12 protein-coding genes are annotated in these 12,332 nt (G+C 72.1%); 3 read left to right on the top strand and 9 right to left on the bottom strand.

Annotation, left to right across the window (positions count from 1 at the left end):
* Positions 1–5: 5 nt before the first annotated feature.
* Positions 6–710, bottom strand: coding sequence for a translation initiation factor IF-3 (infC, locus tag AC1DDU_RS14130; protein ID WP_477435143.1), 705 nt, complete (start codon positions 708–710; stop codon positions 6–8).
* Positions 711–997: 287 nt separating this feature from the next.
* Here infC and AC1DDU_RS14125 point away from each other — a divergent pair, with 287 nt between their 5' ends.
* Positions 998–1,366: a DUF1844 domain-containing protein gene (locus AC1DDU_RS14125; protein ID WP_477436837.1), complete on the top strand. Its 369-nt coding sequence runs from the start codon at positions 998–1,000 to the stop codon at positions 1,364–1,366.
* A gap of 11 nt (positions 1,367–1,377) precedes the next feature.
* Here the strand turns inward: AC1DDU_RS14125 and AC1DDU_RS14120 are convergent, their stop codons facing one another.
* The 7 genes from AC1DDU_RS14120 to AC1DDU_RS14090 all read right to left on the bottom strand — a co-directional run bounded on the left by AC1DDU_RS14120 (position 1,378) and on the right by AC1DDU_RS14090 (position 7,319).
* Complete coding sequence (locus tag AC1DDU_RS14120; RefSeq protein WP_477435142.1) at positions 1,378–2,769, bottom strand: pyridoxal phosphate-dependent decarboxylase family protein; 1,392 nt, start codon at positions 2,767–2,769, stop codon at positions 1,378–1,380.
* Positions 2,770–2,845: 76 nt separating this feature from the next.
* A complete protein-coding gene (locus AC1DDU_RS14115) occupies positions 2,846–3,706 on the bottom strand; it encodes an SseB family protein (protein WP_477435140.1) in 861 nt (286 codons plus the stop codon).
* A complete protein-coding gene (priA, locus tag AC1DDU_RS14110; protein ID WP_477435138.1) occupies positions 3,690–4,436 on the bottom strand; it encodes a bifunctional 1-(5-phosphoribosyl)-5-((5-phosphoribosylamino)methylideneamino)imidazole-4-carboxamide isomerase/phosphoribosylanthranilate isomerase PriA in 747 nt (248 codons plus the stop codon). The genes AC1DDU_RS14115 and priA overlap by 17 nt, the downstream gene beginning before the upstream one ends.
* A 73-nt stretch (positions 4,437–4,509) precedes the next feature.
* Positions 4,510–5,175: an imidazole glycerol phosphate synthase subunit HisH gene (gene hisH / locus AC1DDU_RS14105; RefSeq protein WP_477435136.1), complete on the bottom strand. Its 666-nt coding sequence runs from the start codon at positions 5,173–5,175 to the stop codon at positions 4,510–4,512.
* Positions 5,172–5,780, bottom strand: coding sequence for an imidazoleglycerol-phosphate dehydratase HisB (gene hisB / locus AC1DDU_RS14100; protein WP_477435134.1), 609 nt, complete (start codon positions 5,778–5,780; stop codon positions 5,172–5,174). Before hisB ends, hisH begins: the two co-directional genes overlap by 4 nt.
* Complete coding sequence (locus AC1DDU_RS14095; protein WP_477435132.1) at positions 5,777–6,871, bottom strand: histidinol-phosphate transaminase; 1,095 nt, start codon at positions 6,869–6,871, stop codon at positions 5,777–5,779. The genes hisB and AC1DDU_RS14095 overlap by 4 nt, the downstream gene beginning before the upstream one ends.
* 55 nt (positions 6,872–6,926) lie before the next feature.
* On the bottom strand, positions 6,927–7,319 hold the full coding sequence (locus tag AC1DDU_RS14090; RefSeq protein WP_477435130.1) for a LysM peptidoglycan-binding domain-containing protein: 393 nt from the start codon (positions 7,317–7,319) through the stop codon (positions 6,927–6,929).
* A gap of 264 nt (positions 7,320–7,583) precedes the next feature.
* On the opposite strand from AC1DDU_RS14090, the gene lexA reads away from it, so the two are divergent.
* Positions 7,584–8,264, top strand: a complete 681-nt coding sequence (gene lexA / locus AC1DDU_RS14085) for a transcriptional repressor LexA (protein ID WP_477435128.1) — start codon at positions 7,584–7,586, stop codon at positions 8,262–8,264.
* A gap of 91 nt (positions 8,265–8,355) precedes the next feature.
* Complete coding sequence (locus tag AC1DDU_RS14080; RefSeq protein WP_477435126.1) at positions 8,356–9,924, top strand: hypothetical protein; 1,569 nt, start codon at positions 8,356–8,358, stop codon at positions 9,922–9,924.
* On the opposite strand, the gene metE is transcribed toward AC1DDU_RS14080, so the two are convergent.
* Positions 9,921–12,251: a 5-methyltetrahydropteroyltriglutamate--homocysteine S-methyltransferase gene (gene metE, locus AC1DDU_RS14075; RefSeq protein ID WP_477435124.1), complete on the bottom strand. Its 2,331-nt coding sequence runs from the start codon at positions 12,249–12,251 to the stop codon at positions 9,921–9,923. The two genes, AC1DDU_RS14080 and metE, sit on opposite strands and share 4 nt — an antisense overlap.
* Positions 12,252–12,332 lie beyond the last annotated feature (81 nt).

Below are 12,332 nucleotides of genomic sequence, written 5' to 3'. Positions count from 1 at the left end.
GGGGCCTATTCGGCCGGAGCGGTCTCGGCCGCGGCGGTCTGCGCCTCGGCCTCGGTCTCAGCCTGGGGTGCCGGTGCGCCGCCGGTGCGGGCGGAACGAGCCGCCTCCTTGTTCGCGGCGCGCTGAGCGTTCTGCTCGGTCTTCACCTCGGACTTGTTCTTGTGCGGGGCGATCACCATCACCATGTTGCGGCCGTCGATCGTGGGGTTCGACTCGACGGTGCCGAACTCGGCCACGTCCTCCGCGAACTTGCGGAGAAGTCGCACACCCTGCTCGGGGCGCGACTGCTCGCGACCGCGGAACAGGATCATGGCCTTCACCTTGTCGCCGGACTGGAGGAAGCCCTCGGCGCGCTTGAGCTTGGTGATGTAGTCGTGAGCCTCGATCTTCAGACGGAACCGGACCTCCTTGAGGACGGTGTTCGCCTGGTTGCGACGCGCTTCCTTGGCCTTCTGCGCGGCCTCGTACTTGAACTTGCCGTAGTCCATGATCTTGACCACAGGCGGCTTCGAGTTGGGGGCCACCTCGACGAGATCGAGGTCGGCCTCCTGGGCCAGGCGCAGCGCCACCTCGATGCGGACGACGCCGACCTGCTCTCCGTTCGGGCCGACGAGGCGGACCTCGGGCACCCGGATGCGGTCGTTGGTGCGGGGATCGCTGATGCGGAACTCCTTGGGTAAGAGGGCTGGACCACCGCGACACACGTTCATGTCGCGGGCGGAAGAGGATCCACTCCACCCGTCAGGACGCTTCAGCGCCGACTTCCTGCACCCTCTCCTCTGACGGAGCTCCCGCCCGGTCGCCCTGGCGGCTACCCCTGACCATGACGGTCCGAGGCGGAGTGCATGACCCGGTAGCCTGGAACGGCAAGCGCGGGTGGGATGTGATCCACTTTCCGATCCGGTACAGAACGCACCGGAGACCGCAGCAGTCTATCAGAGAGAACGGCGTGGACACGATTCGAGACCAGGACGGCCAGACAGCGGACCCGACGGCGGTGGACGCCGAACGTCAGGCGCGCTGGGAGGAGCAGGAGCGGGCGGCGGCTGCGGCATCCCGCGACATCGCCGACGTGCCGGCCGTCGAGGTCATCACGACGGCGGCCGTCCACCTGATGAGCGCGGCCGCGGTCAAGGTCGGCCTCGCCGACGACCCCGAGACGCAGACCGACCTCGACGAGGCGCGCAAGCTCATCAACGCCCTCGCCGGACTCATCACGGCAGGAGCCCCCGAGATCAGCGACATGCACGCCCGGTCGCTGCGCGACGGCCTGCGCTCGGTGCAGCTCGCCTTCCGCGAGGCCTCCGTCATCCCCGACCCCATCGGCAAGGGCCCCGGCGAGAAGTGGACCGGCCCGGTCACCTGATCCGGCGCTGATCAGCCCGCGCGCAGGAGAGCGGATGCCGCCGCCTCCAGCGTGCGCGCCACCTGCGCGTCGTCGGTGCCCCAGTTGCTCACCGAGAACCGCAGCACCGCGCGGCCGCGCCACTGCGAGGACGACGCGAACGCGACGCCGTCCGCGCGCAGCGCGTCCGCCCAGGCGTCCGTCCCCTCGTCGTCGATGCGCGCCACGCACACCTGCGTGAACGCGACGTCGTTGAGCACCTCGACCCCGGGAAGACGCGAGAGCCCCGCCGCGAGGCCGGTCGCGGCATCCGTCAGTCGTTCCACGAGCGCCGCGACGCCCTCGCGCCCCATCGCGCGCAACGCGGCGTACGTGGGCACGCCGCGCGCGCGGCGCGACAGCTCGGGCACGCGATCGTGCGGGTCGCCGTGGTCGGCGCTGGCGGTGCGGCTGAGGTAGCTCGCCGACATCCCCATCGCCGCACGCAGCGCCGCCGGATCGGCGACGATCGCGATGCCGCAGTCGTACGGCACGCTGAGCGTCTTGTGCGCATCGGTCGCCCACGAGTCCGCCCGCTCCACGTGCGCCACGAGTGGGCGGGTGCGGGCGGATGCCGCCGCCCACAGCCCGAACGCGCCGTCGACGTGCACCCACGCCCCGTGCAGGTGGGCGGCGTCGATCGCGGGGCCGAAGTCGTCGAACGCGCCGGAGTGGAGGTTCCCCGCCTGCAGCACGACGATCGTCGGCGCATGGTCGAGCGCGAGCTCGGCCTCCAGGGCGGCGACGTCGATGCGTCCCTCGGCGTCGGCAGGGACGACGACAGGGGCACCCAGGCCCAGCATCCGCACGGCGTGGTCCACCGTGTCATGACGCTCGGCGCCGACGATGACCCGCACGCGGGGCCCGCCGGCGAGTCCCTGCAGCGATGCATCCCACCCGACATCGCGCAGCACCGCATCGCGGGCGGCCGCCAGGCAGGTGAAGTTCGCGACCGTCGCGCCGGTGACGAAGCCGACGTCCGACCCGGCGGGAAGGCCCAGCAGGTCGAGGATCCACTCCCCCGCGAGCTCCTCCGCGGCCACCACGCCAGGCGTCACGGCCCGCAGCGCGGTGTTCTGGTCCCACGTCGAGACGAGCCAGTCCGCCGCGAGAGCCGCCGGCTGCGTACCCCCGATCACCCAGCCGTAGAACCGCGCGCTCGGCATCCCCATGAGGCCGGGCTCCACCGCCGTGGCGAGGTGACGGACGACGGCCTCGGCATCCTGCCCGGCATCGTCCAGGCGGCGGCCGAGGGCGTCCTTGACGTCCTCGATGTCGACACGGGGCGGGATCGGCCTCTCGTCGAGGGCGGCGAGCCAGGCCTTCGCGGACTCGGACGCGGCGCTGAGCGCGCGCGCAGAGGCGGTGGACTCGGGATGCTCCATTGCGACCTCCTGCGGCTGGTTCGCGCCGTCGAGAGACAGGAGGACTCTACGCCCGAGGGGATACCTCTGTCGCCGGTCAGGTGCGGACGAGCTTCACCGTGAGCGAGTCGACGAGCACCGCGATGCGGTCGTCGGCGGCCCACCGCTTCGCCAGCCGGCCGAGCACGGCATCCAGCTCCGCCTTGTCGAGGCCGTTCATGAGCTGCAGCTTCACGATGAGCTCCGGTCCGCGCAGACGCGCGTCGGGGTCGCCCGCGTCGACGGCGAGGTCGATCACGGCGAGCTCGCCGCCGATGCTGTCGTGCAGCCCGGCGAACACCTCGGGCGAGAGGAAGCTCGGCTCCCACGCATGCTGCTGGCCGATCGCCCAGACCGCCGGGCGGCGCAGGACGAACTCGGTCTCGGACCCGGGATCGACCACGATGAGGTCGGTGTCGTCCGCCGCGGCCGCCAGCGCGGTGCGCACGCCGTCCGCAGGGACGGGCCGGGCCGCGGCATCCCATCGCTGCATCGCCGCGACGGACGTGAACACCGGCAGCACCCGCCGTCCGTCGGGCGCGGCCACCGTGACGATCGAGAGCTCCTGCGTCTTGTCGACCTCGAGCCCGTGCGGGCCGATGCCGTGATCGCCCTTCTCGGCGACCAGCGGGATCAGCAGGCGCGCGTGACGGTAGGCGTCGACCACGGCGCGCTGATCGCCCGCGCCGGCACGGAACGCGGTGAGCGCCGCGAGCAGCGCCGGATCGGCCGAGCCGTCGTCGGCCGCGTGCGGGTTCGCCTGGAAGCTGCGGCCCTCCCACGGGACGCCGGCGGAGTCGCCGCCGTGCCCGTGCGCGGCGTCGCGCCCGTGCGCGGCGTCGCGCCCGTGGGCGGCGTCGTGCCCGTGGGCGGCGTCGCGCCCGTGGGCGGCGTCGTGCGGGTCAGTATCCGGCGACATCCAGCGCCTCGGCGAGCGTGAAGGCGCCGGCGTACAGCGCCTTGCCGACGATCGCACCTTCCACGCCCAGCGGAACCAGGTCGCGCAGCGCCGCGATGTCATCGAGGCTCGACACGCCGCCGGAGGCGACGATCGGCTTGGGGGTGCGCGTGGTCAGCTCACGCAGCAGGTCGAGGTTGGGGCCCTGAAGGGTGCCGTCCTTGGTGACGTCGGTGACGACGTACCGGCTGCAGCCGGCCGACTCGAGGCGGTCCAGGACCGTCCACAGGTCCCCGCCTTCGCGCGTCCAGCCGCGGGCGGCGAGCGTCGTGCCGCGCACGTCGAGGCCGACGGCGATCGCGTCGCCGTAGCGGCCGATCACGTCGGCCGCCCACTCGGGGTTCTCGAGGGCCGCCGTGCCGAGGTTGATGCGCGAGGCGCCGCTCTCGAGCGCGGCCTCGAGGGTGCGGTCGTCGCGGATGCCGCCCGACAGCTCGACCTGCACGCCCTTGACCTGCTTGATCACCTTGCGCATCACGCCCGCGTTGGACCCGCGGCCGAAGGCGGCGTCGAGGTCGACGAGGTGGATCCACTCCGCGCCCTGGCGCGCGAAGTCCAGCGCCGCGTCGACGGGGTCGCCGTAGCTCGTCTCGGTGCCGGCCTCACCTTGGGTGAGACGGACGGCCTTGCCGTCGGCGACATCGACCGCGGGCAGCAGGACGAGCTTGGGTGTGGACGCGAAATCGTTCATGGTTCCCTGACAGAAGAGTCGGCAGTTGTGCGAGATGGTAGGCCGGGCATGCGCCCCGGCAGACGGCACGGTCTCAGAGGGTAGCCCCGCCGAGGCCGTCGATCCAATTCGCGAGGAGTCGGATGCCGGCATCCCCCGACTTCTCGGGGTGGAACTGGGTGGCCGAGAGCGGTCCGTTCTCGACCGCGGCGAGGAACGGGGTGCCGTACTCGCACCACGTCAGCACCGGCTCCGGGAACGGCGGCTGCACATCGAGGAGCCACTTCTGCGCGCCGAAGGAGTGGACGAAGTAGAACCGCTCGTGCTCGATGCCGCGGAACAGTCGCGAGCCCGCACCGACCTCGACGGTGTTCCAGCCCATGTGGGGCAGCACCGGCGCATCGAGCTCGGTCACGACGCCGGGCCACTCCCCCATGCCTTCGGTGTCGATGCCGCGCTCGACGCCGCGCTCGAAGAAGATCTGCATGCCCACGCAGATGCCGATGACGGGGCGCCCGCCGGCGAGGCGGCGCTCGATGAGCTCGTCGCCGCGGCTCGCACGCAGCGCCTCGGCGACCGCGCGGAACGCACCGACGCCCGGTACGAAGAGGCCGTCGGCATCCATCACCAGGCCGCGGTCCGACGTCAGGCGGGCGTCGGCGCCCGCGGCGATGAGTGCTTTGACCGCGGAGTGGACGTTGCCCGAGCCGTAGTCGAGGACCGCTACCAGCGGCTTGTCCGCCGGGGCGAGGTCGCTCACAGGGCGCCCTTCGTGCTGGGGATGCCCTCGACGAGGGGGTCCAGGGCCTTCGCCTGGCGGAACGCGCGCGCGAAGGCCTTGTACTCGGCCTCGGCGATGTGGTGCGGGTCACGACCCGAGATCACGCGGACGTGGACCGTGAGCGCGGCGTTGAACGAGATCGCCTCGAAGGTGTGGCGCACCAGCGACCCGGTGAAGTGCCCGCCGATGAGGTGGTGCTCGAAGCCCTCGGGCTCGCCCGTGTGCACGAGGTAGGGGCGCCCGCTGATGTCGACCACGGCCTGCGCCAGCGCCTCGTCGAGGGGCACGAGGGCGTCGCCGTAGCGCGAGATGCCGGACTTGTCGCCGAGCGCCTCGCGGATCGCCTGACCGAGCACGATCGAGATGTCCTCCACGGTGTGGTGGGCGTCGATGTCGGTGTCGCCGGAGGCGCGCACGGTGAGATCGGTGAGCGAGTGCTTCGCGAAGGCGGTCAGCATGTGGTCGAAGAACGGCACCGTGGTGTCGATCCGGCTGCGGCCGGTGCCGTCCAGATCGAGTTCGAGTTCGACCGTGGACTCGCTCGTCGCCCGACGGAGCGAGGCGGTGCGGGGTGCGGCGCTCATGCGGCCGATCCTACCGAGGCCAGGGCGTCGAGGAACGCGGTCGTCTCGTCCTCGGTGCCCGCCGTCACGCGCAGGTGGTGCGGGATGCCGACATCGCGGATCAGCACACCCTCGTCGTACAGCGCCTGCCAGGTGGCCGCGGGATCGGGGACGCCGCCGAACAGCACGAAGTTCGTCCACGACGTGTGCGGGGCGTACCCGAGGGCCTCGACCGTCGCAGAGATGCGGTCGCGCTGGGCGACGATCTCGTCCACCATCCGCAGCATGACCGGGGCGTGCCGCAGCGCCGCGCTCGCGGCCGCCTGCGTCAGGGCGCTCAGGTGGTACGGCAGGCGCACCAGGCGCAGCGCGTCGATGAGGGCGGGGTCGGCCGCGAGGTAACCCACGCGGGCACCGGCGAAGGCGAATGCCTTGCTCATGGTGCGCGAGACCACCAGCCGCTCACGGCCGGGGAGCAGCGTCAGCGCAGAGCGCTCCTCGCGGGGGGCGAACTCGAAGTACGCCTCGTCGACGATCACGATGCCGTCGGTGGCCTCGTACACGGCCTCGACCACGTCGAGGCCGAGCGGCGTACCGGTGGGGTTGTTCGGCGAGCACAGGAAGACGACGTCGGGCGCGGCGTCGGCGACCTGGGAGGCGGCATCCTGAGCATCGACGGTGTAGTCGTCGGCGCGTGTGCCGGAGATCCACTCGGCACCCGTACCGCGCGACAGGAGCGGGTACATCGAGTAGGTCGGCGAGAACCCGAACGCGGTGCGCCCGGGACCGGCGAAGGCCTGCAGCAGGTGCTGGAGCACCTCGTTCGAGCCGTTCGCCGCCCAGATCTGATCGCGGGTCAGCCCGTGGCCGAGGTAGTCCGCGAACCCTTCGCGCAGCGCCGTGAACTCACGGTCGGGGTAGCGATTGACGTCCCGCAGCGCCAGAGCGATCGAGTCGAGGATGTCGTCCGCGACCTCCTGCGGCACGGGATGCGTGTTCTCGTTGACGTTGAGGGCGACCGGGAGCGGTGCCTGCGGAGCACCGTAGGGCTTCAACCCCCGGAGATCGGCGCGGAGAGGGAGGTCTTCGAGGCGTACGCTCACCCCTCCCATGGTAGAGCGGGATGCCGTCGCCCCGAGCCGCGTGACGTCACACCCGCCGCCGGGATCAGCGACCGGCGGCGTACTCCGCCGGAATGGCGAGCTGCTGCCCGACCTCCACCGCCACGGTGTCGAGGGCGTTCAGGCGAACGAGCTCATCGACGACATCGCGGGGATCGCGATCGGGGGCGACCTCCTCGGCGATGGTCCAGAGCGATTCGCCGGCCGAGACGGTGATCGTGGGGAACGTGCCCGCCGGTGCGCCGGCGTCGCGCGATGCGAGGGCCGCACCCCCACCCAGGATGGCGGCGCACAGCGCGATCACCGCGGGCAGAGCTGCGAGCAGCGCCAGCACGCGGCGCCCGCGGACGGTCAGTCGGAGTCGCGTTGCACGCCGGGCGGCGGTGCCGACGGCGCGAGCAGGCGAAGGGACGGACGTCGTGTAGCCGATCGCAGTCATGCTGTTCTCCTCCTGGTGGGGAGAGATTCGCATTCCCCACTCGGCCGGGAGTGGAGAATGCGAACCTCTCTTCCGAAGTTATCTTCGAGTCTCTACGATGTCAATACCGGATCCCGACGGCGATCTCTCGAACGCGACACGCGGCGAGGTTGTTCCCCAGACGCATCGGATCCGGATACGGTTTCGATACGGGAACCCCACCACGGGCCTCCGACATTCGAAGAAACAGCGCTCGACGGCGGAGCGCAGAACGGGAGCCGGAAGATGAGCGACGCGGCCGGGCGCGAGAAGCCCCAGACTCGTCGGCGCAAGAGCCTCAGCGACAAGCAGCTCGCGATCCTCGAGGTGATCCAGCGCTCCATCGCGCGCCACGGCTACCCGCCGAGCATGCGCGAGATCGGCGACGCCGTCGGCCTCAAGTCGCTCTCGAGCGTCACCCATCAGCTCAACCAGCTCGAACTGAGCGGCTATCTGCGCCGCGACGCAGGGAAGACGCGCGCGATGGAGGTGCTCATCGACCTGCCCGGCACGTCGACCGAGAGCCCCGCCGACACCGCGCCCTCCGTGGGCGACGCCGCACTCGTGCCGCTGGTCGGGCGCATCGCGGCCGGGGTCCCCATCACGGCCGAGCAGCAGGTGGAGGAGATCTTCCCGCTCCCCCGTCAGCTGGTGGGCAAGGGCGACCTGTTCATGCTGAAGGTGTCCGGCGAGTCGATGATCGACGCCGCGATCTGCGACGGCGACTGGGTCGTGGTCCGCTCGCAGGCGACCGCCGACAACGGCGAGATCGTCGCCGCCATGCTCGACGGCGAAGCCACCGTCAAGACATTCCGCCAGCGCGACGGGCACACCTGGCTGCTGCCCCGCAACTCCGCATTCGAACCCATCCTCGGCGACGAGGCGGTCGTGCTCGGCAAGGTCGTCGCGGTGCTGCGCGCGGTCTGACGCCGTTCTCCCCCGTTCGTCCGCGACGAGCCGTTCGGCTCGCGCGGAGCGGCGACTGGCGGGGGTCCGCCCCAGACGCTATAAGGGGGGGATGACCGACGTGACCAGCGCTGCAGCGACCGACGACCTGCGCGCGCGCCTCGAGGCGCTCGAAGCCGAGAACGCCCGCCTGCGTGCGGAGGCCGCGCCGGCGCCCGCCGCGCCCGCGGCCAAGACGCAGGGCAGCCGGTGGCGGGCCTTCCTGTCCGCGCTGTGCATCGTCATCGCGACGGTCCTCGTGCCCGTCTCGATCGTGGCGGCCTGGGCGCGCGTAGAGCTCGTCGACGAGACGCGCTTCGTCGAGACCTTCGCCCCGCTCGCCGACGATCCGCAGGTGCAGGCGCTCGTCGCCGACCAGGCGACGACGGCGATCGAGGACTCCCTCGACCTCGAGGGCCTCACGAACGATCTGTTCGACGGCATCCAGCAGCTCGACCTGCCCCCGCGTGCGCTCGCGGCACTCGACCTGCTGCGGGCACCCGCCGTACAGGGCCTGGAGAACCTCGTCGACACGACCGTCACGAAGCTCGTGCAGTCGGATGCCTTCGCCGACGTGTGGGAGACCGCGCTGCGCGCGAGCCACAAGTCGCTGGCCGCGGTCGCCGCGGGCGGCACCTCGAGCGGGGCCGTCGTGATCAGCGACACCGGCGAGGTCGGCATCCAGCTCGGCCCGATCGTCGACGAGGTCAAGAAGCGCCTGGTGGATCGCGGCATCGGCTTCGCCGCGTCGATCCCCCCGATCGACAAGACGATCGTCGTCGCCCAGAGCGACGCGCTCACGGTCGTCGGCACCGTGTACAACCTGGCGGTCGCCGCCGGCTGGTGGACGCCGATCATCGCGCTGGTGCTCTTCCTCGCGGGCATCCTCATCGCCCGGCGCCGCTCCACCGCGGTCCTCGGCACCGGCGTGGGCATCGCCGTCGGCGCCGGCACCCTTGCGATCGCGCTCGGTGTCGCGGGCTCCGTGCTGGCGCTGAGCGCTCCCCAGCTCGGTCTGCCGGCCGGCGCGCTCGCCTCGATGTACGAGCAGATCACGCGCGCCATGCGCGACACCGCGGTCGTCCTGATGCTGCTGGGCGTGGTGATCGCGGTCATCGCGTGGATGTCGGGGCGCTGGCGCGGCGCGGTGGCGGTGCGGCGCGGACTCGCGTCGGTCAACGCCGGTCTGCGCGGGGCCGCGCTCTCGCACAACGTCGACACCGGCCGCTTCGGTGCCTGGCTGTACGCGCAGCGAGTGCTCGTGCGGATCGTGCTGGGCGCCCTCGCCGTCCTCTGGATGATGCTGCTGCGGCCGCTGTCGGTGGGCGAGGTCTTCCTCGTGCTGATCGTCTGGCTCGTGGTGTGGTGGGTGTTCGAGCTGCTGCAGCGCCGCCCCGACGAGGCCGCGGCTGTCGAGGCCGCAGCGGCCGAGGCCGCCGAGGTCGCAGCCGCCGAGGCCGCAGCCGCCGACGCCGCCGCGGAAGCGGACGCAGCCGCAGCCGCAGCCGCAGCCGCAGCCGCAGCCGCAGACGACGCGGACACGCTCGTCATCGACGCGGACGCGAACGACACCGAGGTGATCGACGGTGGGGACGCCGCGACCGGCGAGGCCGCGGCATCCGCACCGAAGAAGGGGTCCTAGCCCGCGATCCCCGCGCGCACTCCCTGCGTCGCCTCGACGAGGTTGCGCAGGGAGGCGACGGTCTCGTCGTAGCCGCGCGTCTTCAGGCCGCAGTCGGGGTTGACCCAGACGCGCCGCAGCGGAAGCTCGGCGACCGCCCGGTCGAGCAGGTCCGTGATCTCGTCGACCGACGGCACGCGCGGCGAATGGATGTCGTAGACGCCCGGCCCGATGCCGGCGGCGAAGCCGGACGTCGCGATGTCGCCGATCACCTCGCCGCGACTGCGGGCGGCCTCGATCGACGTGACATCCGCGTCCAGCGCGGCGATCGCGTCGATCACGACGTCGAACTCCGAGTAGCAGAGGTGCGTGTGCACCTGCGTCGCGGCCGCAGCTCCCGCCGTCGCGAGCCGGAACGAACCGACCGACCACGCGAGGTACGCCGGCTGATCGGCCTGCTTCAACGGCAGCAGCTCGCGCAGCGCCGGCTCGTCGACCTGGATGACGCCGATGCCCGCCTGCTCGAGATCGGCGATCTCGTCGCGCAGCGCCAGCGCGACCTGGTTCGCCGTCTCGCCGAGCGGCTGGTCGTCGCGCACGAACGACCACGCGAGGATCGTCACCGGGCCGGTCAGCATCCCCTTCATCGGCTTGTCGGTGAGCGACTGCGCGAACCTCGACCAGTCCACCGTGATGGGGGCGGGACGCGACACGTCGCCCCACAGGATCGACGGGCGCGTCGCGCGCGAGCCGTACGACTGCACCCAGCCGTGCTCGGTGACCGCGAAGCCGTCGAGGTGCTCGGCGAAGTACTGCACCATGTCGTTGCGCTCCGCCTCGCCGTGCACGAGGACGTCGAGGCCAATGTCCTCCTGCAGCGTCACGACGCGGGCGATCTCGTCGCGCAGGAACCGCTCGTACTCGCCCGCCGCCAGCTCACCGCGGCCGTGGCGCGCACGCGCGCGGCGGATGTCGCCGGTCTGCGGGAACGACCCGATCGTCGTCGTCGGCAGCACCGGCAGTCCGAGCGCGGCATCCTGTGCGGCCACGCGGTCGTCGTAGTCGCCGCGGTCGAAGTCGCCCTCGACGAGCACGGACGCCCGCTCGCGCACCGCGCCGTCGCGCACGCCGGGGGCGCTGCGGCGGTCGGCGAGGGCGGCGGATGCCTCCGCCAGCGCGGTGCCGATGGCATCCGGCCCGTCGGTCAGACCGGTGGCGAGGGTGACGACCTGCGCGACCTTCTGGTCGGCGAAGGCGAGCCACGACGTCAGCCGCGGGTCGAGGGCGGTCTCGTCCTCGACGTCGTGCGGCACGTGCTGGAGCGAGGTGGACGTGCCCGCGGCGACGGCGGCGGCACCGAGTCCCCGCAGCCGTACCAGCGCATCCCAGGCTCCGGCGAGGTCCCCGCGCCACACGTTGCGGCCGTCGACCACGCCTCCCACCAGCGTCTTGCCGGCGAGTCCCTCGACGGCGGCGGGCACCGCACCGCGGGTGAGGTCGACCGCGATCGCTTCGATGGGCGCTGCGGAGAGCGCGGTCCATGCCTCAGCCGACAGCTGCGCGTAGCCGGCTGCGACGAGGATCGCGGGGCGGTCGGCGGCCTCGCCGAGCACGGCGTAGGCGCGGGCGGCCGCGTCCGCCAGCGCGACAGGAGAGGAGGGAAGGCTCTCGCTGACGAGAGCGGGCTCATCCAGCTGCACCCATTCGGCGCCGGCGGCGCGCAGGGTCGCCAGCAGCTCCACGTACACCGGGAGCAGGTCGTCCAGCCGCTCGAGCGGGTCGAAGCCGGCGGGTGCGGCGTCCGTCGCCTTGGCGAGCGCGAGGAGCGTCACGGGACCGACGACGACCGGGCGCACCGTGAACCCCTCCGCCTTGGCCTCGGCCACCTGGCGGGCGAAGCGATCGCTCGACAGGGCGAACGCCGTCTCGGGGCCGATCTCGGGAACGAGGTAGTGGTAGTTGGTGTCGAACCACTTCGTCATCTCGAGCGGGGCGTCCTCGCCCGCACCGCGCGCGGCGGTGAAGTACGCGTCGAGGCCCGCCTCGCCGCCCGCGCCGCGCAGGGCGGCGAAGCGCTCCGGCAGTGCGCCGACGGCGACCGCGGCGTCGTGCACCTGGTCGTAGAACGAGAAGGACTCGGGGATCGACGAGTCGTCGCGCCCGAGGCCGAGCGCGGCCAGACGCTCGCGCGTCGCGCGACGCAGGCCGGCGGCGGTGCCCTCGAGCGTCTCGGCGTCGATCGCGCCGGACCAGTACGCCTCGACGGCGCGCTTGAGCTCGCGGCGGCGGCCGATGCGCGGGTAGCCGAGGATCGTGCCGTGCGGGAAGGCAGTGCGGTGGTCGTTCATCGTTCTGTCTCTCTCTTTCGCTTGCGGTGGGTGGTACGGAAGTCGGTCGGCGGGCGCGCCGAACAGACCCGTCGGACTCCG

It is taken from the genome of Microbacterium sp. 05T445, from assembly GCF_056395865.1.
This window is presented reverse-complemented; position numbering and strand designations above follow the sequence as displayed.